Here is a 26,892-nt window from a genome sequence, read left to right on the forward strand (position 1 = left end):
CACTCAAAATTAAGTGTCAATTGGGATGTCCATTCTTACGATATTTCTAAATACATCAGAAGTCATCTCCTAAATTTAGTAACCATTGATAGTTAAATTAAGAGGAGATTTTCCGGTTAAATTACGTAATAAGGCTTGGTTCGGGGTATATAAGCGGAGGTTTTCCGCTTAAGCAATGCAAAATGATCCATTTTGACGTTTTTTGTGTAAATAGTCGGAATTCTTCCGTCTATTTAAGCTATTTTAAGTGCTATTTCGTAATTAAGAGAAATTTCTCCGCTTATTTATTAAACCATGCTGATTCCCTCATCTCTTGGTCCTTGAGGGTTCACTCTTTCTTTTTATTTATGGGTGTCAAAGAGGTGTCAAATCTGTTGTCAGATTGCACGCTTTTGTTCAAAGATAAGAAAGTATAAAAGTTTTTACCAAGTTTTAGTGCCTAGCTCCGGGCGCCATCGGCTCTATGGTATAAGCCAATCCGTCTGGAAAGTCAAAGAACAACCTTCCAGCCGACTTGCTTATGCTTGACTTGCACAGGATGTGCTGATGTCGATGTTCGCCACAGGACGTGGCGGGTTTTAATCGACGCGCCGATAGGCGGGCGCGCCTTGCGCTTTTTTTATTGTCATTTATAGGATTTTCACCTCAAAACGGAACCCTTTAATGTTAAAAATCTGCGTTTTCTTATGCAATTAAGTTGTGTAATAAATATGTGATTTAGCTTGTTAATTCGAGTTCCCTACTTCATAACCGAACTACTTAGAAAATCTTACTGCTTGTATTTTTATATTTCAATAAACTTGGAGATGATAAGTGGATTCCGCTTTGTTTTTTTATAAATAAAGTCAGAAAGCGATTTTTTAATTTTGTATTCACTAATGTGTCTTTCTTCTAAGAGTTCTAAAATCGTTTTTCTAATGTCTTTAATAAGTTCTTCTGAGTCTCTAATATATACAAACCCTCTTGAAATAATCTGCGGCAAACCGATGATCTCTCCGTCTTTGCGCAAGATAAAGATAGAGATCATCCCGTGTTCAGATAATACTTTTCGTTCTTGTAGAACACTGCGCCCAACTTCACCAATACTGCTTCCGTCTACATAAACAGAAGACCCTGGTACTTTATTCTCAATATGTGCACCGGTGAAGTTAATACCTAAAACATCCCCATTGTCCAAAAGGAATGTATTCTCTTTGGCTACGCCACATTGGATGGCCAATGATTGGTGCATTTTTTGCATTTTAAATTCTCCGTGTATGGGTAGAAAGTATTTTGGTTTCATTAAACGAATCATAAGCTTTTGTTCTTCTTGCGCACCATGACCTGATGTATGGATGTCACTTAATTTATGATTAATTACTTCAGCACCGGATCTTACCAATTTATCGATCACACGATTAACCGCTACCCCATTACCTGGGATTGGTGATGAAGAAAATATGATAGCGTCCCCTGGAATAACACTAATGTACCTATGTCTTCCTTCTGCTATTCTTGATAGTGCTGCAAACGGCTCTCCTTGACTGCCTGTACATAAAATTGTAAGTTCATTTGCTGGGTACCCTTTTATTTCATGAGCCGTTATAAAGGTTTCAGGAGGTGCACTTATGTATCCAAGTTCCCTGCCTAATGCAATGTTTTTTTCCATACTTCTCCCGATCATACAAACTTTTCGGTTTGTAAGGACAGATGCTTTAATCGCTTCTTGTAGTCGATAAATATTCGATGCAAACGTAGCAAAAATGACTCTGCCTTTTTGCTTTTGTACGATATCTACAATGTTTTTCCCAATTAATTGTTCTGACATTGAAAAGCCAGGTATTTCACTATTTGTACTATCGGATAATAAACACAACACGCCATCTTTACCAATTTCACCCATACGGATGAGATCGGGTTCTTTTCCTACTGGGGTAAAATCAAATTTAAAATCTCCAGTATGGACGATTTTTCCGAAAGGGGTATCGACAACAATACCGTATGAATCTGGAATACTGTGGGTTGTAGCAAAAAAAGTAATTATTAGTTCATTGCATGAGACATCTGTGTCTTCGTTAATTTCATGCAGCACAGCGTCTCGTAATAAATGATGTTCCTCTAGCTTACTTTTTATTAATCCAAGCGCAAGTCTACCAGCATAAATAGGGATATTTATACTTTTTAATAAAAAGGGAATCCCGCCAATATGATCTTCATGACCGTGTGTGATAAAAAGACCTTTTATTTTATGGGAATTTTCAACAAGGTAGGTATAATCTGGAATAATATAGTCTATACCAAACAGCTCACTATCAGGAAATTTGATACCTGAATCAATGATGATAATTGTTTCATTATACTCGACCAGGTACATGTTTTTCCCCACTTCACCTAGTCCACCTAAGGGAATTACCTTTACAGTTGTCGCTCTATTTGCCATATTATCCTCCATCAGATGCTCTATTTCTTACTTAAAGTAGAAATTATTTTCATCTATTTTAGTTCTTAGACAAAGGAATAATATTTTTATTCCTTAACCTGTACATTGTAAATTTAAATTATCTTTATTCTTTTTGGAAATTAGAAAGGGGAGAAGAGGATACAAAATCTAAACCGTTCACTTCATCTAACGTATTTCCTTGGCTTTAGCCGTAGTTCTAATCCTTTACCTGAAAAATACTCATAGCTAAAGGGATATTTCGCTAGGTCTTCAAGTATCGGTTATATTGAAACTGAAATAACATTTTCACCAGTGTGTGGTAATACTGACACTTGCTACTTTTTATTACTTTAGAAACGGTCTCCTTTTTTCTGCTTTTCAATAAACTCTGATAAGTCAACTTTTTTTACTCTCCAGTGACGTCCCACCTTAAAAGCAGGTATTTTCCCTTCTTGTACAAGCTTATAGGTTGTCATATCGCTTATTTGAAGGTACTTTGCTACCTGTGTGATTGTCATAATTTCTTGATCCATTGGAGCAACCCCTATAGAATAGTTATTTATTTCTATATTATAATCAGTTCGTTTGAAAACGTCAAAATTATAGATGAATATAAATGGTTATAAAAGGATTAAGTCAATTTTTTTTGCTAATCAGAATTTATATCCATAAATTCTAAACCACATAAGTGCAACTACGCCTCAGTCTTCGCCCTTTTAGGCTCGCCACTCCGGCGAGTTTTCTTTAAAAGATAAGAAAGTATAAAAGTTTGTACCTAGTTTTAGTGTCTAGCTCCGGGCGCAATCGGCTCTATGGTATAAGCCAAGCCCTTCCCGAAGGCAAAAAACGCCTTCAGTCAGGGCTCGTCTTATGCTTGACTTGCACAGGATGTGCTGATGTCGATGTTCGCCACAGGACGTGGCGGGTTTTAATCGACGTTCCCCGAGGCGGGCGCCCTGCGCTTTTCTTATAATATGCATGGGTGTGGTGTTTGTTTAATATATGAAAATGTAGTTAGTTTTTCTAGAGAACTTTTACCCCGAAACCGATTATTGATTAGAGATATTTCCATTTGCTACTACTTTTTTAGTAAAAGGAACGATTTTCATTTATAATAGTATGTAGTTTAGTTTTAAAAAGGAGATCAGAATGATAGCTAACAAAGTTTCACTATTATTATTAAGTGTTACCTTACTATTTGTCACTGGTTGCAATAACCAAGCTCAAAAAAATGAGATAACAATCGCAGCTGCATCAGATGTGTATTTGGCTTTTACTGAGATTGGTGAATTGTTTAAAGAAGAAACTGGTATTAATGTTACCTTTAGTTTTGGTTCAACTGGACAACTCAGTAAACAAATTGAAGAGGGTGCTCCGTTTGATTTATTTGCAGCAGCAAATGATTCATTCATTCGAGATTTAAGTGAAAAAAAATCAATAATAAGTGATTATCAAAAGATATATGCTATCGGACGTTTAGGAGTCTATTACCCACACTTGGAAACGATGGATTTTAACGTAAATCAGCAGTTACTTGATACAACTATAAAAACGATTGCCATTGCTAATCCTGAACACGCACCTTACGGAAAAGCAGCTAAAGAGGCGCTTGAATCGATGGGGATTTGGGACCAGGTTAAAGAAAAGGTAGTTTATGCTGAAAATATTAGACAAGCCTATCAATTTGTTGAGACGGGAAATGCTGATGTTGGGATTATTGCACGAGCTTTAATTGAGGAACAAACGGTAGATAAGTTTTTACTCTTGGATAGTCAAACACATCAGCCCATTACTCAAACCTTTGGCATACCAGCACAATCGAAGAATAAGGCTTTTTCAAAACAATTTGTTGACTTTGTAATGAGTGATACGGGCCAAGAAATTTTAATCAAATACGGATTTGAGATTCCGCAGGAGTAAGCATGGAACCAATATTTTTTCCACTTTATTTATCATTAAAAATAGCATTTATCGCTACCATTTTATCTTTTATATTAGGTATCATTTTTGCCTGGATTTTTACATTTAAGAAAAATGCTTGGACAGAGCTTCTTTCGTTACTTGTTACCTTACCATTAATTTTGCCCCCAACTGTTTTGGGATATTATTTGCTCATTGCAATCGGAAATAATAGTACATTAGGGCGGCTTATTGAATCGCTAACTGGAGGGCAATTAATCTTCACTTGGAAGGCTGCAGTAATTGCAGCTACAATTGCTTCATTACCACTATTAATACGCCCAATTCAAGTTGCGTTTGAATCAATTGAAGCAGATATATTGAATTCGGCTAGGTTAGATGGAGCAACGAACTGGGACCTATTACGAGCTGTGATTCTTCCTTTATCATATAAAGGGGTGTTAGCAGGTGTAGTCCTTGGATTTGCTAGAGCAATGGGGGAATTTGGCGCAACCTTGATGGTAGCAGGAAACATTCCTGGTAAAACACAAACACTTTCCATCGCAATCTATGATGCTGTACAAGCTAATCGAATGATGGATGCACACACTATGGTTCTTATCTTAAGTATCGCGACAATCACTATCCTTTTTATTGTCCATAGATGGTTAAATAAAGGATGAAATATTAAGGTTGTCGACACCTTCGATTTCGACACCTTCACGGAAGATGTCGAATGCTGTTTTTTCGACATGTTCACGGAAGGTGTCGAAAAGTTTTTAACTCTTTTTTTCTTTGTGAGGCCAGAAATAAATATTATAATATTCAGAAAACAAATAAAATAATGTATTTTCTGTTAGATATAATTTATAATCAATATGAAGACAAACTTAAAAATGTAAAGGGGGAAATTAATTGGAACAGTTTGCGAATTGGTTAAGTGGAATCATCTGGAGCCAAGCACTTATTATTTTATGCTTAGGGATTGGCTTGTACTTCACACTTGCAACTAGGTTTATGCAAGTAAGGCATGTGAAAGACATGGTAAAATTACTGTTTACAAAAAACAAGTCGTCCGCAGGAATCTCTTCATTTCAGGCACTTAGTTTATCATTATCTGGAAGGGTAGGGACAGGTAATATAGCTGGGGTAGCTACTGCGATTGCGTACGGAGGACCGGGGGCTGTGTTTTGGATGTGGCTTATTGCCTTTTTAGGTGCTGGGTCTGCATTTATTGAGTCTGCGTTAGGTCAGGTTTATAAAACAAAGAAAGATGGACAATATCGTGGGGGGCCTGCATTCTACATTGAAAAGGGCTTGAATATAAAATGGTATGCTATATTGTTTGCGGTTGTGACAGTAATTGCAACTGGAGCGTTGTTACCAGGGGTTCAAGCAAATAGTATTGCCACAGGTATTGATAATGCCTTTGGAATCAGCCCATGGATCACCGGATTAGTTATTGTTATAGCATTAGCTCTTATCATTTTTGGTGGTGTTAAACGTATCGCTCGTACAGCTGAATTTGTTGTGCCATTCATGGCGATAGGTTATATCATTGTATCATTAATCGTTATTGCATTAAATGCTTCTGAAATTCCAGCAGTTATCTCACTTATATTTTCAAGTGCTTTTGGCTCAAATGCTGCCTTTGGAGGTATACTAGGTGCTGCGATTTCATGGGGAGTAAAACGTGGAATTTATTCGAATGAGGCAGGACAAGGAACGGGTCCACATGCTGCAGCTGCAGCGGAAGTTTCTCATCCAGCTAAACAAGGACTTGTTCAAGCTTTTTCTGTATACGTTGATACATGGTTAGTTTGTACGGCTACAGCCTTTATGATTCTTTTTACAGGAATGTACAATGTAGTACCAGAAGGGCAAGAAGCAATTGTTACAACACTTGGTGAAATGGAACCAGGTCCAGGTTACACTCAAGAAGCAGTTGAATCTGTATTACCAGGCTTTGGTGCTCCATTTGTAGCTATTTCCTTACTATTTTTCGCATTTACGACAATTATGGCTTACTATTATATGGCAGAAACAAACCTTACCTATATTAACGGGAAGATCAGGCGTGTTTGGACAGAGCATATTTTAAAAATTGTTATTTTAGGAATGGTATTTTACGGAAGTGTTAAAACGGCAGGACTTGCGTGGACATTAGGGGATATTGGTGTAGGAAGTATGGCGTGGATTAACCTTATCGCCATTGTACTCTTATCAAAACCAGCCTTGAAAGTTCTTAAAGACTATGAAGCTCAGAAAAAAGAAGGAAAAGACCCTGTATTTGATCCTGTAAAGCTCGGTATTACAGGTGCTGATTTCTGGGAAAAAGAATATAAATATGAAGCTCAAGAACAATCAAACGGAGGAGTATCCGGCAAAACAATTGATAAAAACTAATCAGTTTATTAGGAAAATATTTTAAAAGAATAATTAAATCAAGCATCCACTCTTGTTAGAGAATAGGGTGCTTGTTTTTTTAAAAGATAAGAAAGTTTAAAAGTTTGTACCTAGTTTTAGTGTCTAGCTCCGGGCGCCATCGGACCTGAGGTCATAAGCCAATCCGTTCCTGAAGGCAAAAAACGCCTTCAGTCATGGCTTGTCTTATGCTTGTCGCCAAAAGGCGGGCGCCTTGAGCTTTTCTTATTACACGTTTGTACTGCTTTCTATATGTTCTTTTGTAACGACCCGACTTTTTCCATGAAGAAAATAGTATATAATAAGCCCAAATAATCCTGCTTCTGATTCAGTGGCGTTAAATTCCTGTAATGCGTATATAGGAAGGATTACTAACAAATAGTAAAATGTTAGAAACACAAAAAAGGTACTGAATGAAATCGTAATAAAGTCTTTTGTCCATAGTTTTGTTTGGGTCATTTGTTATGTCTCCTCTGTTGCCGCTGTCTGAAGGTGAAGAAGCCACTCGGATAGTAGGGTATAAAGCTGGTCCTGTGACTGTTTTGGAAATCTACTAACTAACTCACGTTTCATTTGAAAAACTGCAGTTTCCCAGTTTGTATATTCTTGCAATGATTTATCTGTTAGTTTAATAAATTTTGTTCTTTTGTCTTTTCCAGGAATCTGCTCGACAAATCCTTGCTTTAAAAGTCTTTGAATGGTTCTTGTCATAGGTGGTGCCTCAACCGATAAATAATCGCAAAGTTCTTTTTGTGTCAAAGATCCATTGGTTTTTAACGTAAATAGTACAGACCACTGTGAACTATATAATCCGAAAGGCCCTAATGCTTCGTTTAGATGCTTCGTTAATTGACGTGATAATTGTTGAATTGAGTGGAATAAATTGTGGTCGTTAATCATTATCGACACCCCTAGTTAAAATAGTTACCTAGGTAACTATAATACATAATATGATTTGTTGTCTAGTTCTTAGAAACAATATAGATGGTAAACAAAGGAGATTTAATTGGGAAGGCGAAATGTAATATAGTACAGAAAAAAGAAGCGTAGAGGGTGACATTTGAGTGGTAATTGACTATGTTTTATTACAAAAGCTAATTTTATCATTAGTTTTAGGGGCTGCTGTTGGTTTTGAGAGAGAATTAAAGAAGAAGCCACTAGGTTTAAAAACCACCATCATAATATCCGTAAGTTCATGTTTACTTACAATAGTCTCAATTGAAGCTGCAGATTTGTATGCAGTTCCTTATGAAAAGCCTATGGATCCCCTAAGGCTTGCTGCACAAATCATTTCAGGGGTAGGTTTTTTAGGGGCAGGAGCGATATTACGTCGAAACAATGATGTGATAAGTGGGTTAACAACAGCTGCAATGATCTGGATGGCCGCTGGACTTGGGCTTACAGTTGGCGCAGGTTTTTATATAGAAGCAGTCTATGCAACTGCTATTATGTTTATTGCGATTGAATTACTAAGTCCGCTATTAAAACGAATTGGTCCGAAAACTCTTCGTGAGAAAGAATTGAAATTAAGAATTGAAGTGAATAGAGAAGTTGTTTTAAAAGACACCTTTCAAAAAATAAGGGATCTTAAAATCCATATCGAACGAGTGCGAATTAAAGATATAAATGAAAAAGAGTATCGTGTCGTAGATTTAGTGGTTACGATTCATCAAAAAAGATATACATCAGATGTATATGATGATTTAAAATTAATCGATGATATCCACTCAATTGAGATAGAGCTTTTGTAGGTATTTAAATAGCTGGCAGGAGTGTAATAATATCTTGGTTTTTTTTTAAAAAAAGTTCGTCGTATAAAAAAATTAATTATGTAAATTATAAACCTGTATAACTACTCAATTGTCTTTCATATACACCTATTTCTATTGGATTAGAAAATTATCCCCTAATTATAAAAAAAGAGAATATAATCCATCCATTCAAACAAGCTAAAAACAATTGAAACTTGCTTGACAATAGAAATAAAGGAGAAATTTTAATGCAGCTTACTCCAAAGCAATTAGTCGAATTACATGGTTTTAATAATCTTACGAAATCATTAAGCTTTAATATGTATGATATATGTTATACAAAAACAAAAGAAGAACGAGATGCTTACCTCAACTATATTGATGAACAATACAATGCACAAAGGTTAACTAAGACCCTTTCAAACGTAACGGATATTATCGGTGCTAACATCTTAAATGTCGCTAAACAAGATTATGTGCCACAGGGTGCCAGTGTAACTATACTCGTTTCTGAAGGTCCGGTAGATGAATCACCGGTAGAATCGTTCGAGGAATCTCCCGGTCCAATACCAGGCTCAGTTATTGCTCAATTGGATAAGAGTCATATTACAGTTCACACATACCCGGAGTCCCATCCCGATGAAGGCATAAGTACATTCCGTGCAGATATTGATGTCTCTACCTGCGGAGAAATATCGCCTCTTAAAGCCTTGCACTATTTAATTCACTCATTTGAGACAGATGTAATGACCATTGATTATCGTGTCCGTGGTTTTACTAGGGATGTAAATGGCCATAAACTGTTTATTGATCATGAAATTAACTCCATCCAGAACTATATACCTGATGAAATTCAAATGTACTATGACATGATTGATGTTAACGTCTATCAAGAAAATATTTTTCACACAAAATGTAAACTTAAAGAATTTGATCTAGATAATTACCTATTTGGGTATAAAAAAGATAAATTGACTCCAGATGAACAAGATATCATTACACATAAGCTAAAATCAGAAATGGATGAAATTTTTTACGGGAAAAACATTAATAATGGGCTAATGTAAGTAAAAGACACGCTTGGATAGCTAAATATTCAAGCGTGTTTTATAGAAAATGACAAAGACTTTTATTGAGGGATTTCGTCTTTCGTTTATTTCGAATGATTGTGTTATCTTCGAAATTTGTAATTTATTAATTTTTCGACAAATACTAGTAATTAGCACTCTTTTCTGTTTAAAGTGAAGCCTGCCAGCCACCATCAACATATACAGTATGACCGTTTACATAATTTGAAGCATTAGAGGCTAGATAAATGGCTGTACCAACTAATTCCTCTGGTTTACCCCATTTTTGCAAGGGAACTTCACTTTTAACCCAGCTATCAAAATTAGGATCATTAGCTAACTTTTCAGTAAGGTCAGTTAAGAAATAGCCTGGGCCAATAGCATTTGTTTGGATATTATATTTTCCCCACTCAGTTGCCATCGATTTAGTTAGCATTTTTAATCCGCCCTTTGAAGCACAGTAATTTCCTATACTTGGACGAGCTGCTTCAGCATTTAGGGACGTAATATTAATAATTTTTCCCTTTAATCTAGGCTTCATATATTTAAAAACACATTGTGAAACATAAAATACAGAGTTTAAGTTAACATCGATAACAGTTTCCCAATCTTCTACTGAAAGCTCTTCAAGTGGTGCACGACGTTGAATTCCAGCGTTATTTACTAAAACATCAATCGGACCGACTTCATCTTCGATTTTTCTTATTCCTTCAAAAACAGCATGCTTATCACAGACATCAAATGCATATCCATATGCCTGACCACCAAGCAAATGAACAGCTTCATTGACCTTAAGTAAGTCTCTGCCATTAAGGACTACTTTTGCTCCTGCTTCTATAAATCCTTTTGCCAAACTAAATCCAATTCCTCTTGTTGATCCAGTAATAAAAATTACTTTGTCTTTCACGTTAAAAAGATCGTTCATCCTACATCCCCGTCCCTTCCTAATTCTATATATATCCCTCATTAACAAGGTTTACTTATAATGTTTGTTAATTACTTCTGAAAGTTCCATATACGTTGCAAATGATTCTTTGTAAATAGTATGGTTTGTAGGATTTGGAATATAATGTCCTTGCATTGGGATATGCTCTTTAATGGAAGTGAGATCGTTGACTTCGCCAATTCCATATAAAGCAACCCAAGCAGCACCCCATGCCGAACTCTGATGACTAATTGGAACCTGTACTTCTTGATTAAAGACGTCTGCAAGGATTTGAAGCCAAAGTGGTGATCTCGCAAATCCACCACTTGCAAGAAGCTTAGTAGGCTCCCCAGCAAGTCGTTCTAATGCTTGTCCGACATGATATATTGCAAATATCACTCCTTCTAGTCCTGCACGAATAATATGTTCTTTTCCATGGCGTAATGAAAGACCGAATAAGTTTGCTCTTACCTGAGAATTCCATAGGGGCGCTCTTTCACCATTTAGATAGGGGAGAAAGAGTAACCCTTCAGCTCCAGGAACCACCTTTTCTGCAAGTGAGGTCAGGTTGTCATAACTCTCATTGTAGCCAAGGGTATCTCTCAGCCATTTCAACAAAATCCCTCCATTATTCGTTGGACCACCGATAAGAGAGAGCGATTCTGTAAAGTTATAGCAAAAGGTTTCTTGTAATTCATCTGTTTTAGGTGTTGAAACAATTTGTCTAATTGCTCCGCTTGTACCAATAGTAATCGCTACTTCGCCAGGATTAATTGCACCTATACCGAGGTTGGCTAGGGGACCATCACTTGCTCCGATAACAAACGGGGTGGTAGTAGATATCCCGATTTTTAGTGCAATTTCTTTATTTAAACCGGTAATCACTTCAGAAGGAGGGACTGGTGAAAATAGTTTATCTTCAGTAATTCCCGCTATTTGTAATGCCTCATGGTTCCATGTAAGAGTTTTTAAATCGAATAAACCTGTTGCAGATGCGATAGCATAATCAACGAGTTCGGTGCCAAACCAACGGTATAATAAAAACTCTTTTATTGAGACAAACTTCGAAGCTGATTTATAGGGCTCGTAATTTTGTTCCTTCATCCAAATAAGCTTAACTAGGGGAGACATTGGATGGATAGGAGTTCCAGTTGCCTGATAAAGGAGTCCGCCATGTTCTTTTAAAAGGGTTGCTTGTTTAGCGGCTCTACCATCTGCCCATGTAATAGAAGGAGATAATGGCTCACCGTTGTTGTCTATACAAATAAGGGAGTGCATTGCACTTGAAAGTCCGATAGCGAGTATAGAAGTAGGTTCAAACTTATTTGATTCAATTAATTGCCGTATCACACGTATTGTTGAATGTTCGATTTCAAGAGGATCTTGTTCGGCCCAGCTAGGTTGAGGAGTATAAAGAGGATATTCAACCTCTTTTTCCCCAAGTACATTTCCGCTTTTATTAAAGGCAACAGCCTTAACACTCGTTGTTCCTATATCAAGTCCTATTACGATAGATTTATTCAAAATTACACCTTCTTTATTAAGTTATTAAGCTTGACGTGCAGAGGATGTGCTGATGTTGCTGTTCGCTACAGGGCCGGGCGGGTTTTAGTTGACGTTCCTCGCGCGCTCGCCCTGCGCTTTTCTTATTATATACGTTTAATAGAGACTGCATTTCTCATCTTTTGTAAAGATATTTTCATTTGATCTTTTAGTTTTACACTCACATTAACATATAATGCGTCAATGATGCTTAATTGAGCAAGTCGGGAAGCTAGTGCTTCAGATCTAAATTCGGTTTCTTCCGAGACTGTTAGCAGTGGAATATCTACCTTTCGACTTAAAGGTGTCTTAGCGAAATGAGTAATGCCAATCGTCGTGGCTCCGCATGATTTAGCTACATCTAAAGCTTCTATAATATCTTTACTTGTTCCAGAATGTGATATACAAACAACTACATCTTGACTTGTTAATTGAGAGGCGCTCATGACCTGCAAGTGTGCATCAGTATAACAGCTTGTTAGTAATCCGCTTCTAAGAAACTTGTGATGCGCATCCATTGCAATAGCCCCAGATCCACCACTTCCATAAAAGTCAATCTTTCTAGCGTTTGTTAATGCCTGTACTGCCGCTGTGAAATGCTTTGCATCTATAATCTGAAGGGTATCCTCAAGAGTCCTAATGTTGGATTTGAAAATTTTTTCAGCGATTGTTTTTTCATCATCATCCATTGTTATAGTTTCATGTATGTCATTCATTGGAGAAGCAATTTCTGATGCGAGGGCAATTTTCATAGCTTGATACCCTTTAAACCCTATTCGTTTACAAAAACGAAAAACAGTTGCATCTGCAATCTCTAGATTCTCAGCAATCTGGCTAATTGTGGAATGAATAATTTTATTTGGATGGTCCAAGATATAGTTTGCCACCATTTTTTCTTTATCACTCAATTGCGAATATATAGCGCGAATCCTAGTAAAGCAATATGGGGATTGTGATTCAATCATAACTAAATTCTCCTTTTAAGTAACTACCATTAGTAATACAAACGCTTACAAGTAGAATTGAAATAGTATAGTGGTATCTTTCGGCAGAAATAACTCCATCCGCAATCGTTTTCACAAAGAATATCATTATCTACAATAATACAATACTTTTAAATAAAAAAATATTTTTTCTTACTTGGTTATTTTAACAAAAAATATTTTTTTAATTTAGTCCTTGAAATAAAAAATATTTATTATATAATAAGCTCATAGGAAATAAATTTTCACGAAACACTGTGAAAGGGGTTACAATACATGAAGTTAGCGATGGTTGGCCTTGGTAAAATGGGTTATAACTTAGCTCTTAACTTACTTGAACATGGCCATGAGGTAGTTGCAAATGACGTTAATGCAGAACAAGTTAACAGTATTTCTGCAGATGGTGCGATTGGAGCATTTACCTTAGAAGAAGTTGTTAAGCAACTAGAAACCCCAAGAGTGGTTTGGTTAATGGTTCCTGCTGGTGATATTACTGAAAGCGTTCTCTCTAATTTAGAATCTCTTTTAGAGCCTGGCGATATCATCATTGATGGAGGGAATTCAAATTACAAGAATTCAGTCCATCGAGGAAACAAGTTGCTTGAAAAAGGAATCTATTTTTTTGATTGTGGGACAAGTGGTGGAGTAGACGGTGCCAGAAATGGTGCATGCTTAATGGTTGGTGGAGATAAAGAAACCTTCAAAACAATTGAACCGCTTTTTAAAGACATCACAGTTGAAAACGGTTACTTCTATACTGGTAAGGTAGGCAGTGGTCACTTTTTAAAAATGATCCATAATGGAATCGAATATGGAATGATGCAAGCAATTGCAGAAGGCTTTGATATTCTTGAGAAAAGTGATTTTGACTATGATTACGAAGGAGTAGCTAAAGTCTGGAACAACGGATCTGTTATAAGGTCTTGGTTGATGGAATTAACTGAACATGCCTTTTCGAAGGACCCTAAGCTAGATGAAATTCGCGGAATCATGAATTCTTCAGGTGAAGGTAAGTGGACAGTTGAAACAGCTTTAGATTTACAGGTACCAGCACCGGTTATCACTTTATCGTTATTAATGCGATATCGTTCATTAGAAGATGACACATTTACTGGTAAAGTAGTTGCGGCACTACGAAATGAGTTTGGTGGCCATGCGGTAGTAAAGAAATAAAACATAAAAATAATTTTAGGGGGATTTACAAATGAAAAAGATTCTAGGACTTTTCTTAGCTGTATTTATGATTCTTATACTTGCAGCATGTGGTGGAAATAATGAAGCTAACCAAGGTAATGATGGTACTGACAAGGAAGAAAACGCTGACACAGGTGAAGTAAAAACAATTCGCGCTGGTATTGGATTAAATGATAAACACCCACAGTATTTAGGACTTTTAAAATTTAAAGAAATCGTTGAAGAAAAAACAAATGGTCAAATCATTGTTGAAACATACCACAGTGGGCAACTTGGTGATGACCGTACAATGACAGAAGCTTTACAGTTAGGTACTCAAGAGGTAGTAATTCCTTCGACAGCACCTTTAGCTAACTTTGTTCCAGAATTCAGTGTATTCGATTTCCCATTCTTATTCCCGAATGAACAAGTTGCTGACAAAGTTTTAGACGGTGAAGTAGGACAAAAATTCCTTGACAAATTATCAGACCAAAACCTAGTTGGTTTATCATACTGGGAAAATGGATTCCGTCAAGTATCAAACAGTAAGACTCCAATTGCTAGTGCTGCTGACTTTAAAGGCTTAAAACTTCGTACAATGGAAAATGATTTACATTTAGAAGCCTTCCGTGCATTAGGTGCAAACCCAACGCCAATGGCATTTACAGAACTATTTACTGCAATGCAACAAGGTACTGTTGATGGACAAGAAAACCCATTTGCAACAATTTATCTGTCAAAATTCTATGAAGTTCAAGATTATGTTTCAAATACAAACCATATCTACAGCCCGTTTGTATTCTTAATGAGTAAGTCTTTCTATGATGGATTAACTGAAGAGCAACAAAAAATTGTTAAAGATGCTTCAGTTGAAGCAGGATTATACGAGCGTCAATTAAACCGTGAAGCAAATGCTAAATATATCGAAGATCTTCAAGCTGAAGGTGTAACATATACTGAAATCTCACCAGAAGCATATGCTGAAATGAAAGAGCTTGTTCAACCAGTAATTGACAAGTATGCTGACAAAATTGGTAAAGATATCGTTCAAGAAGTATACGGTGCAATTGAAGAAGCTTCTAAGTAATTACTAATTTAAAAAGACTTTGGGGAGAAGCTATTCTCAAAGTCTTTTTTTCCTTAAAGTATTATAAATACTTGATAATGTACAAGGTGAACTACGGCTCTGCTGTCGCCTAGAGGCTCGGCTTTTACCGAGCCTTCTTTAAATTATAAAAATATAAAAGTGTGAACTTAGGTTTTGTGCCCTAGCTCCTGGCGCACTACGCGTATCTATCGTTAATTTAATTTATGAGTAAAGAGGAGATCAAAATGAAAATCATCAGATGGTTTGATCGACATATAGAAGAGGCATTATTAGTTGTCTTTTCTTCGGTAATGGTATCAGTCATTTTTATCCAAGTAATTATGAGACTTTTAGATAATTCCTTATCTTGGTCAGAAGAATTAGCTAGGTATTGTTTTATTTGGCTTGTTTATATCGGTATTAGTTATGGCGTAAAAAAACAAAGACATATTAAAGTAGATGTTGTCCTAGTGTTACTTAAAGATAAAGGAAGAATTATTTTAACAATTATAGCGAATATATTGTTCATCTTATTTGCTCTATTTGTCATTAGATACGGATATGATATCGCTACAAAATTATTGTCCTTTGGTCAAAAATCTCCAGCATTAAGCATTCCGATGGGTCTCGTTTATATGGCTACACCAATTGGAATGGGATTGACACTCATTAGACTAATCCAAAACCTTATCAAATATATAAGGGCCTTACTAGGTAAGGATGAAGTAGATGAACGCACTGAAGCAGAAAGAATTCGGGAAGATGTTCTTGAATAATCTAGGGGGTTTATAAGATGACTGCTGCCGTATTGTTTGGTAGTTTTGCGATATTATTGTTTTTAACAGTTCCAATTGGAATATCTATCGGATTAGCTACCCTTATTACAATTTTTTATTCTGGTAGTTTGCCGGTTGAATTCTTAGCGAAGGAACTAGTTACTTCTGTTGATTCATTTCCATTAATGGCTGTTCCGTTCTTTATCTTAGCAGGAGAGATTATGGGTAAGGGTGGAATTTCAGAACGGTTATTTAAAGTAGCGAATGCTCTTGTTGGAAATAAGACGGGTGGCTTTGCAATTGCAACAATTATTACATGTATGTTCTTTGCTGCCATTTCAGGTTCAGGTCCTGCAACTGTTGCTGCAATTGGTGGAATTATGATACCTGCCATGGTACGTCAAGGGTATGATAAGAAATTTGCTACAGCTACTGTAGCTGCTGCTGGATCAATCGGAGTAATTATACCTCCAAGTATTCCAATGGTTATCTACGGAGTTGTTGGAAATGCTTCCATCGGGGACTTATTTATCGCAGGTATTATTCCTGGAATATTAGTAGGCTTATCAATGATGGTCTGGGCATACTACTATTCAAAGAAAAAAGGTTATAAAGGATTAGAGGAACCTACTTCTCTTAAAAAGATATGGGAAGCACTCTGGGATGCGAAATGGGCTTTATTAATCCCAATTATCATTTTAGGTGGTATTTATGGAGGGATTTTCACTCCAACTGAAGCTGCTGTTATTGCTGTAGTATACGGTTTATTTGCTGGGGTAATATTATATCGTGAACTGCGCATTAAAGACTTACCTAAGGTATTGGCCGACTCTGCTTTAACAACTGCTACAGTATTAATTATTGTTGGGACTGCAACAGCGTTTGGTCGTTTCTTAACAATCGAACAAATCCCTACAAAAGTAGCAAACGCAATGCTCTCTATATCAAGTGAGCCTCTAATAATTATCTTGTTAATTACAGTTTTATTACTAATCGTTGGTACATTTATGGACACGCTAGCTGCAATCATTATTTTAACACCAATTTTATTACCAATCGCAATACAAATTGGTTACGATCCAATTCATTTTGGGATCATTATGATTGTGAACTTAGCAATTGGATTTATTACACCACCTCTTGGTGTTAACTTGTTTGTAGCTTCAGGAATTTCTGGGCTATCAATTGAATCTTTGTCAAAAGCAATTGTTCCATATTTCTTTGCAATGTTAATTACCTTATTGTTCATTACATTTATGCCGCAAATCTCATTATTCCTTGTGAGCTTGGGTGGTTAAGTAAAATTAGATAAAGAAGGTTGTTTAAAATGAATAAAATAGATGTGTTTACGTTAGGTGAAACCATGGTTTTATTCCAAGCAGAACAAATGCTTCCACTTGAGTATGTGCACCAATTTCCAAAACAAATTGGTGGTGCAGAATCAAATGTTGCAATTGGGTTAACTAGACTAGGCCATTCAGTTGGCTGGGCTAGTAAGCTTGGAAATGACCCATTTGGCAGGTACATTCTTAAATACATTCGTGGGGAAGGTGTTGATACATCTTCCTGTCTTTTTACAGAAAAAGCTCAAACTGGAATAATCTTTAAAGAAAGATTATCGCCAGAAGACGTGAATGTATATTATTACAGAAAAAATTCGGCTGCAAGCTTTATGGAGCCTGCTGATTTAAATGAGCAATACATAGCACAAGCGAAAATTCTTCATATTACTGGGATTACACCAGCACTAAGTGAATCATGTTATCAAACCGTTTTAGCATCTATCGATATAGCTAAAAGGAATAATATGACGATTGTTTTTGATCCTAACTTGCGCTTGAAACTTTGGTCAGCCGAACAAGCAAAGGAAGTATTTAATGAAATCGCAACACACGCAGATGTTATTTTGCCAGGTCTTGATGAAGGTCAATTTATGACAGGCAAAACAGAGGTTGAGGAAGTTGCCGAAGCTCTTATGGGAGACGCCGATAAGACAATTGTTATCAAGCTTGGAAGTAAAGGGGCTTATTTTCATACGAAAAATGAAAAGGCATATGTTGCAGGCTTCCCGGTCTCACAAATTGTTGATCCTGTAGGAGCGGGAGATGGATTTGCAGCAGGAATCTTAAGCGGTCTTTTACGAAATGAACGATTAGAAACTGTAGTGAAACGTGCAAATGCAATTGGAGCAATGGTAGTTGGTGTGAGTGGAGATGTTGAAGGACTACCAACATTATCAGCTGTTGAACGTTTTATGGATCCAATTTCAGGGTCTAGGGATGTCAAACGGTAATTGAGAAGGGAGATAAGGGTTATGAAAAAATGGGAAGACTTAATTCGCCTCAAAGAATCTGGCCTTGTAGCAGTCATCCGCAAGCCAAAGCAATCACAAATCCATTCTATTGCCCAGGCACTTGTTAATGGTGGGGTGGGAGCTTTAGAGATTACAGTTGATACACCGGGCTCAATAGAAATGATTAAAAGCTTAAAAGAAACCTTTAACGATAAAGTTCTTGTAGGTGCGGGGACAGTCCTAGATGCGGTGACTGCTAAAAGCGCAATTGATGTAGGAGCAGATTTTATATTCTCACCAATATTTGATCTTGAAACAATTCAAATAACCAATCGATATGGCAGAATTTCAATACCTGGAGTTATGACACCGACTGAAGTCGTTCAAGCCTATTCAGCAGGAGCTGATTTACTAAAGGTATTCCCAGGCGATTCGCTTGGGATAGATTATATAAAAAATTTAAGAGGACCATTACCACATATTCCAATGATGCCAACAGGTGGGGTTAGTTTGGACAATGTAGAGGCATTTATTAAGAGTGGTGCGATAGCTGTTGGTGCTGGTGGAACATTGTTAGATAAAAAGGCTATTGAGGAAGAACGTTATGATGTATTAACACAGATTGCTAGAGAATTTATTAAGAAAATACAAAAAGCTAGAAACTAATATGCGTTAAACGATGGGAGTTACATACATGAAGATCACAAAATTTGAAACATTCATTGTGCCACCAAGATGGTTATTCTTGAAAATTGAGACGGATGAAGGAATCGTTGGGTGGGGAGAGCCTGTAGTTGAAGGTCGTGCGGCTACTGTCAAAGCGGCAGTTGAGGAACTGAGCGAATATTTAATAGGTAAAGATCCACTACGTATTGAAGATCATTGGCAAACGATGTACCGGTCAGGTTTTTACCGTGGCGGTCCGGTCTTAATGAGTGCTATCTCTGGAATTGACCAAGCACTGTGGGACATTAAAGGAAAATACCACAACGCACCTGTTTATGAATTAATGGGTGGAGCTTGTCGTGATTCTGTCCGTGTTTACTCATGGATTGGCGGGGATCGACCAAGTGAAGTCGGTAAGGCTGCTAAAGAGGCAGTTGAAGCTGGTTTTACTGCTGTAAAAATGAATGGAACAGAAGAGCTACAATATATTGATTCTTATCAAAAAATTGATGAAGCAGTAGAAAGAATTGCGGCTGTACGTGAAGCGGTGGGAGACTATATAGGAATAGGGATTGACTTCCATGGTCGAGTTCATAAACCGATGGCGAAAATTTTAGCGAAAGAGCTAGAGCAGTTTAGACCAATGTTTATTGAAGAGCCTGTCCTACCTGAAAATAACGAGGCACTTCGTGAGATTGCTCGTGCTACCAATATTCCAATTGCAACAGGTGAAAGAATGTTTTCAAAGTGGGATTTCAAAAAGCTGTTAGAGGATGGTTATGTTGACATTATCCAACCTGATCTTTCACATGCAGGTGGAATCACTGAATGCAAGAAAATCTTTGCTATGGCTGAAGCGTATGATGTAGCAGTTGCACCACACTGTCCATTAGGGCCTATCGCATTGGCATCATGCCTACAGGTAGATGCAACTTCCCATAATGTGTTCATCCAAGAGCAAAGCCTAGGAATTCATTATAACCAGGGCAGTGACCTACTTGATTATCTAAATGATAAAAAAGTATTTGAATACAAGGATGGGTATGTAGATATGTTACATAAACCAGGTCTTGGTATTTCAATAAATGAGGAATTTGTAAGAAAGCAAGCAGAAGTAGGTCATAATTGGAAAAATCCTGTATGGCGCCATAAGGATGGAACAATTGCAGAGTGGTAAGGAAAAATGACTATTTTTATTCAAGTTGTATTACCTGTATTACTAATTTTTCTATCAGGATACGGGATTCAGAAGTGGAAAAAGCTTGATATCAAGCCTCTGTCAACTGTAGCTATTTACATATTAACGCCAATGTTAGTGTTCCAAACCTTTTATCGTGCAGAGCTTAATAAGCAGTATGCGATCATGGTCTTGTTTTCCATACTATTGTTAGTTGCCTTGATTATTGTTAATAAGATTTATTGTAACATCAGAAAGCATGATACCTCGGTTGAAAGTGGCCTTATTTTATCAACAGCTTTTATGAATGCAGGCAATTATGGGGCACCAATTGTTTTATTTGCGTACGGTGATACTGGGTTTGCTTATGCTGTTTCTTTTCTAGTCTTACAGGCTATTATTATGAATTTCTTTGGAATTTACTATGCTGCAAGGGGAAAAGCAGGGATTAAATTTGCTTTAAAAGCTGTATTTGAAATGCCGCCAACCTATGCCGTTCTTCTTGCATTGATTCTAAATGTAGGTGGAATTAAAATACCAGAAAATATTTTATCTGCAGTGGATTTAGTAGGTCCGGCAACAATACCACTTGTGATGGTAATCCTAGGGATGCAGCTTGCCGAAATTAAATTGACGAACATGGAGTGGGATAAAATCTCTTTTGGTGTAATGACTAGATTGTTTCTATCACCTCTAATTGCATTTGGAATCATCCTGTTAATTCCAATGGACCCCATTCTTCAAAAGGTCTTAATTCTATCAGCGGCAATGCCGTCTGCTGCCACAACAGTATTGTATGCTGTGCAGTATGAGACAGAACCAGATCTTGTTTCAAGTGTTACGTTAATTACTACAATAGTCAGTATATTTTCTATCACCTTTTTACTGATTTTATTAGGATAACATCACCCTAAGGAGTGTCAAAAATGAGCCAATATAAAGTTCTAGTAACAGATTATGAATATGAATCATTTGCACCGGAAAATGAGGTTTTAAATAAGCTTGGAATTGAGTTGACATTTGCTCAATGTCGTACGGAAGAAGAGGTAATAGAAGCAGCCAAAGATGCAGATGCTCTGATCAATCAATATGCTCCAATCACTCGTAAAGTGATTGAAAATCTTGAGAAATGTAAGGTTATTTCCCGATATGGTGTGGGTTTTAATACAATCGATATCGAAGCAGCAACTGAAAAAGGGATTATGGTAGGTAATGTTACAGATTACTGTTTAGATGAAGTGTCAGACCATGCGCTGGCGTTATTACTTTCATGTGCACGTAAAATAACATTAATGAATAATGCAGTTAAGAGTGGAAATTGGAATTTCAATGTTGCAGTTCCTATTTTCCGCTTAAGAGGACGCATATTAGGACTTGTAGGATATGGAAATATCCCACAAACAGTTGCGAAAAAAGCTCAAGCCTTTGGTCTAAATGTCATCGCATTTGATCCATTTGTACCCGAGGAAGTAGCAAAACAAAATAATGTAGAGCTAGTTAGCTTAGATGAACTTTGTGAAAGAGCAGATTTTATTTCAGTTCATGCGCCACTAAATCAACATACGCAAGGTATGATAAGCCATGATCAGTTCAATAAAATGAAAAGAGAAGCCTTCATTATCAACACTGCACGTGGTCCTGTTATTGATGAAGCGGCCCTTATCGCTGCACTGCAAGAAGGGAAAATTGCAGGAGCCGGCCTAGATGTTTTAGAAGTAGAGCCGATTGAAGCTGCAAATCCATTATTAAAAATGGATAATGTCATTCTAAACCCTCATTCTGCATTCTACTCAGTAGAAGCTGAGACTGAACTAAAAAGAAAAGCAGCTGGGAATGTTGCAGATGTACTATCAGGTTATTATCCAACATATTTGGTTAATAAAGAAGTAAAAGTAAAAGTAAGTCTGAAAGAAAAAGAATAATTAACTTTTGGGGGGAAGGACATGTCGACAACACCAATTTTTAAAGGAATCATCCCGCCTGTTTCAACCGTATTTGATGAAAATGGTGACTTTGATCAACAGGGTACAGCCAGGCTAATAGAATTCCTACTTAATGCAGGTGTAAATGGACTATTTTTCCTAGGGACTGGTGGAGAATTTAGTCAAATGTCAGTAGCTGGCCGTAAAGAAGTAGCTGAGTTCGCTACCAAGTATATCGACGGACGAGTCCCTGTTTTAATTGGCACTGGTAGTGCAAGTACGGATGAAGTAATTGAATTGTCATTGCATGCTAAAGATGTTGGTGCTGATGGAGTCGTTGTTATCAATCCATATTACTGGCCACTTACAAATGATAACTTACGCGGCCATTATGTAAAAATAGCTGAAGCCGTTGACTTACCAATCCTCCTGTACAATTTTCCAAACCTAACAGGTCAGGATTTGTCTCCAGAGTTCGTTCGTGACTTAGCAAGTTCTTATTCTCATATTGTCGGCATAAAAGAAACAGTAGATACTGCCGGCCATATACGAGAAATGATTTTAAAAGTAAAATCCGTAAGACCTGATTTCGCAGTTTTTGCTGGTTTTGATGATCATCTGTTTAACACCATGGCTCTTGGTGGGGATGGTGCAATCTCTGCAAGTGCGAACTATGCACCCGAGTTAACAATTGGAATCTATCAAGCATGCTTAGAAAATGATTATGAAAATGCGGTTAATCTACATAGACAGCTTGCTCCACTTCCATTAATGTATAAGCTCGATTCTCCATTTGTCAATGTAATTAAAGAGGCAATTGTCATGAGGGGACTACAAATATCAACACATGTCCTTGCACCTGCAAGTCCATTATCAGATGAGAATAAAGAAGAGTTAAGAGCAATTCTAAAGATGGCGAATTTACTATAATATTTGAAGGAGGTTATCCTTATGGAAAAGAGTAGCAGTAAAACGATAAATGTAAACATCTCCGAAAAGGTAACAATCGTAGAAGTGAGTAAAGCTACCCAAAAATTCCAATCCGATATTTTTCTTAAAAAGAATGTTAATGGAACCCCACATGAAATTAATTTAAAAAGTTTTCTCGGTTTAATTACGTTACAGTTGAAAAATGGTGATACCCTAACAATCAAAGCAATTGGCGAAGATTGCGAGGAAGCGTTAGAAGAAGTAGTAAAATACCTTTCTTAAATGAATTAACATGAGCAGAGTGCCTTGACCAGGCGCCACCGGACCTGAGGTCATAAGCCAATAGGCGGGCGCCCTGCGCTTTTCTTATAAAGGGGCTGAACGAGATGAAACCAAAGTGGTTAATTAATGCTCATCATTTCCATGCTATTTTCGTATGTTTACTGCTTCTTACGGGCTTGTGTCTTTATATTCAACCTTTACGAACTACTTTTAATGAATGGAAAATTCCACTTGTAGCGATTCATATTTGGATCGCTATTTTTTATATACTAGTGGTCTTGTTTTCGCTAAGGGGAGCATGGAACTACATTTACAAGAGGGCTTTTCTTAAAAAGTTTAATGTTACATTTATCATTTTACTTTGTGTAGCATGGTTTGTTTCGGGCCTGGTTATGTATTTTCATATTTCATTCCCTGCTACTGCAAGGAATTTAGCTGTGACAGTTCATGACGTCTCAACATGGATTTCTCTTCCATGGATCGTTGTTCATAGTATTGGGCATTCACTCAGAAGAGAAGTGCCATGGCCGTTATGGTGGAAGAGGAACACGAAAAAACCAGAATGGATTGAAGAAAATCGTTTGGAACGTAGAGACTTTGTGAAATCTCTTTTAATGATTACAGTGATGGTTTTCATCGGGGGCTGGGTTAAATGGCTTTCACCAATCTTAAATATTTCTTCAGAGGCAAACTTGAGAAGAGGATACTTCCGAATTTACAATGTGACGAATGATTACCCAAGGTATGAACCGGGTGAATGGAACTTAACAATAGATGGTCTAGTAGATGAGCCTATTACTTTATCATTGCCGCAAATACGACAAATAAAGTGGGTTTCGATTATCGACGATTTTCATTGTGTAACTGGTTGGAGTGTTAAGGGTGTCGAATTAAAGGGTGTATATATAAAAGACCTATTTGAGACCTTTGATATTTCACCAAAGAACCAGTTTGTAACCGCCTATTCTGGTGATGAAATGTATTTTGATACCTTTAAACTTTCACAGTTACTTGAGGAAGCCGCCATGCTAGTCTTTGAACTAGATGGTGAACCACTAAAATATTCGCAAGGGTATCCTTGCCGCTTGTACCACCCAACTATGTACGGATTCAAGTCGGTAAAATGGTTAAACAGATTGACCATTAGAGATGAACGAGAATACGGCTATTGGCAGCAGAACGGAGACTATGATTTAGATGGTTACCTATAAGCCTATAAAAAAGTGGTTAATACCTAGTGTATCAATCGTGATTGGGTTATCGATTGGCTTTTTGCTTTTTCCAAGTAAACAAGAGTATCATTTGGAGAGATGGAATGAATATTTAGATGGCTATCAAGGACAGAGTTTTATGGTAGAGACACTTTATAAACGAGATGATCAACTTTACTCGTACAGTCAAGGGTCATGGAGTGCAGAGTTAGCTGAATATGATATATCTACACCCATTTCTGATGGCAGTGATTTCACATTCACAGTATATTTTACCGACGAAAAACTCTATATAAACAGTGGAGATGAATGGAAATTTGGTGTAAGACCACATAGACTTTTACAGGAATTTATTCCATTAGATAATCCTTTTGTTTGGACGAAAGAATTGCTGAAGAATGCAGCTGAAATCTCAGTTGAAGAACAAAATACTCATTTAACATTTAGTGCTCGTTTAAACGATATTGATGATCTTGAATTTAGAGGTGTTATTCTGCAGGAACAAAGAAATACTATACTTGAAATGAAAGTTATTGATGGAGATTTGTCTATGATAAAGTTAGTGGCTGAGCCTATCCGTCCTAACACAGTGGGTCCGCTTGTTTCATATCCAGATGAGTTGGTGTATCAACTAGAGTTTAAAGGGGTTAAAGAAGGGAAAGCTGAACTTCCTGTCGAATCTCGTGGAGCTATGGAGATTGAGTGAGTGAGCATTATATAAAAATCCTGAACATTGGTAGAATTTTTTAGGATAAATTGTTTAAAACTCACAAAATTTAATGGAAATCCTGCCAAATTAAAAATTAATTCGAAATCAAATCAATATTAATAAGGAAATTTGAAACAAAGTTCAAATGAAAAAGAAATAAATTTCACACTAATTACTCATTTAGGTATTTATATCACCATAAATATTTCGTATACTATAAATGATACAATTGTCCATTTGTAAATAAACATATTTTCATAATTACACCGGAGGTATGAAAATGAAAATAGGAGTGGTACACTTCGGTTCATTTTCTGTAGGAGCTACCGAGATTATTCGATCGTTAATAGAGGGATCACCTATCTACGGCTACTCTTTGTATGGAATTGAATTTGATCGTACAGTAAACCAAACGTCAGTTAAAACCTTAGACCAACAGCAAGAAGTATTCTTAAAAAGCTATCCGGAGAAAAATTGGGATGAAAGAAATGTATCTGTGCTTGAGGATCAATTTGATTCAATCATTGTACTCGGAGGAAGAGACCAGCAAAATAGGTTTCAAACATTAAAAACCTTACATATACCTCTTTCTATCTATAATGATGTTGATGGATCCCAATATACGGTTGGGTACGATACTGCAATCAATTCAATCATCACAAATATTGAAAAGATAAGAGATACTGCGAGTTCTTTGTCCTATCACAAGCTAAGAGTATTTCACATTCAATTACCTGGCAAAAAACCTACTCCATTGCTTTGGAATACAGCTTTAGCAGTAGGAGCGGAAGTAGTTACATCTACTGAAGAAAAAGGGATTATAAGAATAAAACAGGCTATACGTTTAGAGCAAGATAGGGGAGAGAGCTATTTCTTCTTGTTAATGGATCGTTCAGTCGAACCATCTAGAATAGAAGAACTGCTTGCTGATCAAACCAACATTGACTGTAAAGTGGTCGTCATCGATGAATCACAATGTGTAGGTCCATACCCTACAGCGCAAGATCGTATTCTAACAAAAAAAATCATCCAAAAGGTATTTAACTGGATCGAAACAAGTGGAAAATCCGGCCGGTTAGTTATCCGCGATGATCAAGTGATTTTTTTTATTAGTACAGACAAATTAAGGAGATGAAAGAGATGAAAGAGATGACACATACTATTGAAGATTTATCAATCGCTGCGATTAGAACACTATCCATTGATGCTATTGAAAAAGCAAATTCAGGCCATCCAGGAATGCCGATGGGGGCAGCACCTATGGCATTTTCACTTTGGACGAAGCATATGAACATTAATCCAAGCAATCCTGCATGGTTTAACCGTGATCGTTTCGTCCTTTCAGCAGGCCATGGATCGATGTTGTTATATAGCTTATTACATCTAAGCGGCTATGATTTAACAATTGACGATCTTAAAAATTTCCGTCAATGGGGGAGCAGAACCCCTGGACATCCAGAATTTGGTCATACTGCTGGTGTAGACGCAACAACTGGTCCACTTGGCCAAGGTATTGCGATGGCAGTTGGAATGGCAATGGCTGAACGTCATTTAGCAGGAACCTACAATAAGGAATCTTTCAATGTAGTTGATCATTATACATACAGTATTTGTGGTGATGGGGACTTAATGGAAGGTGTATCAGCTGAGGCGGCA

The 26,892-nt window shown here is 36.9% G+C and carries 26 protein-coding genes and 1 pseudogene; 20 read left to right on the plus strand and 7 right to left on the minus strand.

The window, feature by feature from the left end; genetic code table 11:
- Positions 1–784: 784 nt before the first annotated feature.
- Together PY093_RS11330 and PY093_RS11335 are read right to left on the minus strand one after the other, a co-directional pair.
- Positions 785–2,419 (minus strand): ribonuclease J, encoded by a 1,635-nt coding sequence (locus PY093_RS11330; protein WP_275645991.1) that lies wholly within the window; start codon positions 2,417–2,419, stop codon positions 785–787.
- 350 nt (positions 2,420–2,769) lie between these two features.
- Entirely contained in the window at positions 2,770–2,952 is a 183-nt protein-coding gene (locus tag PY093_RS11335; protein WP_275645992.1) for a helix-turn-helix domain-containing protein, read from the minus strand.
- 616 nt (positions 2,953–3,568) lie between these two features.
- Here PY093_RS11335 and modA point away from each other — a divergent pair.
- From modA to PY093_RS11350, 3 genes are all read left to right on the plus strand, one after another.
- A complete protein-coding gene (gene modA / locus PY093_RS11340; protein ID WP_275645993.1) occupies positions 3,569–4,339 on the plus strand; it encodes a molybdate ABC transporter substrate-binding protein in 771 nt (256 codons plus the stop codon).
- Between the two features lie 2 nt (positions 4,340–4,341).
- The gene (gene modB, locus PY093_RS11345) at positions 4,342–5,001 is read left to right on the plus strand and encodes a molybdate ABC transporter permease subunit (protein WP_275645994.1); all 660 of its coding nucleotides are present in this window, start codon (positions 4,342–4,344) and stop codon (positions 4,999–5,001) included.
- A gap of 232 nt (positions 5,002–5,233) precedes the next feature.
- Entirely contained in the window at positions 5,234–6,724 is a 1,491-nt protein-coding gene (locus PY093_RS11350; RefSeq protein ID WP_275645995.1) for an alanine/glycine:cation symporter family protein, read from the plus strand.
- Between the two features lie 246 nt (positions 6,725–6,970).
- Here the strand turns inward: PY093_RS11350 and PY093_RS11355 are convergent, their stop codons facing one another.
- On the minus strand, positions 6,971–7,201 hold the full coding sequence (locus PY093_RS11355) for a hypothetical protein (protein WP_275645996.1): 231 nt from the start codon (positions 7,199–7,201) through the stop codon (positions 6,971–6,973).
- 3 nt (positions 7,202–7,204) lie between these two features.
- The gene (locus PY093_RS11360) at positions 7,205–7,642 is read right to left on the minus strand and encodes a MarR family winged helix-turn-helix transcriptional regulator (RefSeq protein ID WP_275645997.1); all 438 of its coding nucleotides are present in this window, start codon (positions 7,640–7,642) and stop codon (positions 7,205–7,207) included.
- 170 nt (positions 7,643–7,812) lie between these two features.
- On the opposite strand from PY093_RS11360, the gene PY093_RS11365 reads away from it, so the two are divergent.
- Positions 7,813–8,493: an MgtC/SapB family protein gene (locus tag PY093_RS11365; RefSeq protein WP_275646019.1), complete on the plus strand. Its 681-nt coding sequence runs from the start codon at positions 7,813–7,815 to the stop codon at positions 8,491–8,493.
- 248 nt (positions 8,494–8,741) lie between these two features.
- A complete protein-coding gene (gene speD / locus PY093_RS11370; RefSeq protein WP_275645998.1) occupies positions 8,742–9,560 on the plus strand; it encodes an adenosylmethionine decarboxylase in 819 nt (272 codons plus the stop codon).
- 169 nt (positions 9,561–9,729) lie between these two features.
- Here speD and PY093_RS11375 read toward each other — a convergent pair whose 3' ends face one another.
- The 3 genes from PY093_RS11375 to PY093_RS11385 form a co-directional block, all read right to left on the minus strand.
- Positions 9,730–10,485 (minus strand): SDR family oxidoreductase, encoded by a 756-nt coding sequence (locus PY093_RS11375; protein WP_275645999.1) that lies wholly within the window; start codon positions 10,483–10,485, stop codon positions 9,730–9,732.
- A 51-nt stretch (positions 10,486–10,536) separates the two neighbouring features.
- Positions 10,537–12,009, minus strand: coding sequence for a gluconokinase (locus PY093_RS11380; protein WP_275646000.1), 1,473 nt, complete (start codon positions 12,007–12,009; stop codon positions 10,537–10,539).
- Between the two features lie 125 nt (positions 12,010–12,134).
- On the minus strand, positions 12,135–12,992 hold the full coding sequence (locus PY093_RS11385; RefSeq protein WP_275646001.1) for a MurR/RpiR family transcriptional regulator: 858 nt from the start codon (positions 12,990–12,992) through the stop codon (positions 12,135–12,137).
- Positions 12,993–13,286: 294 nt separating this feature from the next.
- Between PY093_RS11385 and gnd the strand changes: the two genes are divergently transcribed.
- The 15 genes and pseudogenes from gnd to PY093_RS11460 form a co-directional block, all read left to right on the plus strand.
- Positions 13,287–14,183 (plus strand): phosphogluconate dehydrogenase (NAD(+)-dependent, decarboxylating), encoded by an 897-nt coding sequence (gene gnd, locus PY093_RS11390; RefSeq protein WP_275646002.1) that lies wholly within the window; start codon positions 13,287–13,289, stop codon positions 14,181–14,183.
- Positions 14,184–14,214: 31 nt separating this feature from the next.
- Complete coding sequence (locus PY093_RS11395) at positions 14,215–15,270, plus strand: TRAP transporter substrate-binding protein (RefSeq protein WP_275646003.1); 1,056 nt, start codon at positions 14,215–14,217, stop codon at positions 15,268–15,270.
- Positions 15,271–15,515: 245 nt separating this feature from the next.
- Entirely contained in the window at positions 15,516–16,046 is a 531-nt protein-coding gene (locus tag PY093_RS11400) for a TRAP transporter small permease (protein WP_275646004.1), read from the plus strand.
- Between the two features lie 17 nt (positions 16,047–16,063).
- Entirely contained in the window at positions 16,064–17,344 is a 1,281-nt protein-coding gene (locus PY093_RS11405; RefSeq protein WP_275646005.1) for a TRAP transporter large permease, read from the plus strand.
- Between the two features lie 29 nt (positions 17,345–17,373).
- Positions 17,374–18,339, plus strand: coding sequence for a sugar kinase (locus tag PY093_RS11410; protein ID WP_275646006.1), 966 nt, complete (start codon positions 17,374–17,376; stop codon positions 18,337–18,339).
- Positions 18,340–18,360: 21 nt separating this feature from the next.
- Positions 18,361–19,005: a bifunctional 4-hydroxy-2-oxoglutarate aldolase/2-dehydro-3-deoxy-phosphogluconate aldolase gene (locus tag PY093_RS11415; RefSeq protein WP_275646007.1), complete on the plus strand. Its 645-nt coding sequence runs from the start codon at positions 18,361–18,363 to the stop codon at positions 19,003–19,005.
- Positions 19,006–19,033: 28 nt separating this feature from the next.
- The gene (dgoD, locus tag PY093_RS11420; RefSeq protein ID WP_275646008.1) at positions 19,034–20,182 is read left to right on the plus strand and encodes a galactonate dehydratase; all 1,149 of its coding nucleotides are present in this window, start codon (positions 19,034–19,036) and stop codon (positions 20,180–20,182) included.
- Between the two features lie 6 nt (positions 20,183–20,188).
- Positions 20,189–21,085, plus strand: a complete 897-nt coding sequence (locus PY093_RS11425) for an AEC family transporter (RefSeq protein WP_275646009.1) — start codon at positions 20,189–20,191, stop codon at positions 21,083–21,085.
- A 23-nt stretch (positions 21,086–21,108) separates the two neighbouring features.
- Positions 21,109–22,104 carry a C-terminal binding protein gene (locus tag PY093_RS11430; RefSeq protein ID WP_275646010.1) on the plus strand — a complete coding sequence of 332 codons (996 nt, stop codon included), beginning with the start codon at positions 21,109–21,111 and terminating at the stop codon, positions 22,102–22,104.
- A 21-nt stretch (positions 22,105–22,125) separates the two neighbouring features.
- Positions 22,126–23,034 carry a dihydrodipicolinate synthase family protein gene (locus PY093_RS11435; protein WP_275646011.1) on the plus strand — a complete coding sequence of 303 codons (909 nt, stop codon included), beginning with the start codon at positions 22,126–22,128 and terminating at the stop codon, positions 23,032–23,034.
- A gap of 21 nt (positions 23,035–23,055) precedes the next feature.
- A complete protein-coding gene (locus tag PY093_RS11440) occupies positions 23,056–23,316 on the plus strand; it encodes an HPr family phosphocarrier protein (protein ID WP_275646012.1) in 261 nt (86 codons plus the stop codon).
- A 104-nt stretch (positions 23,317–23,420) separates the two neighbouring features.
- Positions 23,421–24,527, plus strand: coding sequence for a molybdopterin-dependent oxidoreductase (locus tag PY093_RS11445; protein WP_275646013.1), 1,107 nt, complete (start codon positions 23,421–23,423; stop codon positions 24,525–24,527).
- Positions 24,514–25,233 carry a hypothetical protein gene (locus tag PY093_RS11450; RefSeq protein ID WP_275646014.1) on the plus strand — a complete coding sequence of 240 codons (720 nt, stop codon included), beginning with the start codon at positions 24,514–24,516 and terminating at the stop codon, positions 25,231–25,233. Before PY093_RS11445 ends, PY093_RS11450 begins: the two co-directional genes overlap by 14 nt.
- A 283-nt stretch (positions 25,234–25,516) precedes the next feature.
- On the plus strand, positions 25,517–26,371 hold the full coding sequence (locus tag PY093_RS11455) for a 6-phosphofructokinase (protein ID WP_275646015.1): 855 nt from the start codon (positions 25,517–25,519) through the stop codon (positions 26,369–26,371).
- Between the two features lie 14 nt (positions 26,372–26,385).
- Positions 26,386–26,892 (plus strand): annotated as a pseudogene (locus PY093_RS11460) (transketolase); the annotation flags it as partial.

Origin of the sequence: Cytobacillus sp. S13-E01, from assembly GCF_029193815.1 — a bacterium.
Lineage (GTDB): Bacteria > Bacillota > Bacilli > Bacillales > Bacillaceae_L > Bacillus_BV.

Bases quoted from the DNA above. Each gene is read 5' to 3' on its own strand.
- PY093_RS11395 (WP_275646003.1), top strand. From the start codon at position 14,215: ATGAAAAAGATTCTAGGACTTTTCTTAGCTGTATTTATGATTCTTATA.
- PY093_RS11455 (WP_275646015.1), top strand. From the start codon at position 25,517: ATGAAAATAGGAGTGGTACACTTCGGTTCATTTTCTGTAGGAGCTACC.
- PY093_RS11405 (WP_275646005.1), top strand. From the start codon at position 16,064: ATGACTGCTGCCGTATTGTTTGGTAGTTTTGCGATATTATTGTTTTTA.
- modA (WP_275645993.1), top strand. From the start codon at position 3,569: ATGATAGCTAACAAAGTTTCACTATTATTATTAAGTGTTACCTTACTA.
- PY093_RS11360 (WP_275645997.1), bottom strand. From the start codon at position 7,642: ATGATTAACGACCACAATTTATTCCACTCAATTCAACAATTATCACGT.
- PY093_RS11445 (WP_275646013.1), top strand. From the start codon at position 23,421: ATGAAACCAAAGTGGTTAATTAATGCTCATCATTTCCATGCTATTTTC.
- gnd (WP_275646002.1), top strand. From the start codon at position 13,287: ATGAAGTTAGCGATGGTTGGCCTTGGTAAAATGGGTTATAACTTAGCT.
- modB (WP_275645994.1), top strand. From the start codon at position 4,342: ATGGAACCAATATTTTTTCCACTTTATTTATCATTAAAAATAGCATTT.
- PY093_RS11425 (WP_275646009.1), top strand. From the start codon at position 20,189: ATGACTATTTTTATTCAAGTTGTATTACCTGTATTACTAATTTTTCTA.
- PY093_RS11450 (WP_275646014.1), top strand. From the start codon at position 24,514: ATGGTTACCTATAAGCCTATAAAAAAGTGGTTAATACCTAGTGTATCA.
- PY093_RS11330 (WP_275645991.1), bottom strand. From the start codon at position 2,419: ATGGCAAATAGAGCGACAACTGTAAAGGTAATTCCCTTAGGTGGACTA.
- PY093_RS11410 (WP_275646006.1), top strand. From the start codon at position 17,374: ATGAATAAAATAGATGTGTTTACGTTAGGTGAAACCATGGTTTTATTC.
- PY093_RS11385 (WP_275646001.1), bottom strand. From the start codon at position 12,992: ATGATTGAATCACAATCCCCATATTGCTTTACTAGGATTCGCGCTATA.
- PY093_RS11400 (WP_275646004.1), top strand. From the start codon at position 15,516: ATGAAAATCATCAGATGGTTTGATCGACATATAGAAGAGGCATTATTA.
- PY093_RS11415 (WP_275646007.1), top strand. From the start codon at position 18,361: ATGAAAAAATGGGAAGACTTAATTCGCCTCAAAGAATCTGGCCTTGTA.
- PY093_RS11335 (WP_275645992.1), bottom strand. From the start codon at position 2,952: ATGGATCAAGAAATTATGACAATCACACAGGTAGCAAAGTACCTTCAA.
- PY093_RS11435 (WP_275646011.1), top strand. From the start codon at position 22,126: ATGTCGACAACACCAATTTTTAAAGGAATCATCCCGCCTGTTTCAACC.
- PY093_RS11355 (WP_275645996.1), bottom strand. From the start codon at position 7,201: ATGACCCAAACAAAACTATGGACAAAAGACTTTATTACGATTTCATTC.
- dgoD (WP_275646008.1), top strand. From the start codon at position 19,034: ATGAAGATCACAAAATTTGAAACATTCATTGTGCCACCAAGATGGTTA.
- PY093_RS11375 (WP_275645999.1), bottom strand. From the start codon at position 10,485: ATGAACGATCTTTTTAACGTGAAAGACAAAGTAATTTTTATTACTGGA.
- PY093_RS11430 (WP_275646010.1), top strand. From the start codon at position 21,109: ATGAGCCAATATAAAGTTCTAGTAACAGATTATGAATATGAATCATTT.
- PY093_RS11440 (WP_275646012.1), top strand. From the start codon at position 23,056: ATGGAAAAGAGTAGCAGTAAAACGATAAATGTAAACATCTCCGAAAAG.
- speD (WP_275645998.1), top strand. From the start codon at position 8,742: ATGCAGCTTACTCCAAAGCAATTAGTCGAATTACATGGTTTTAATAAT.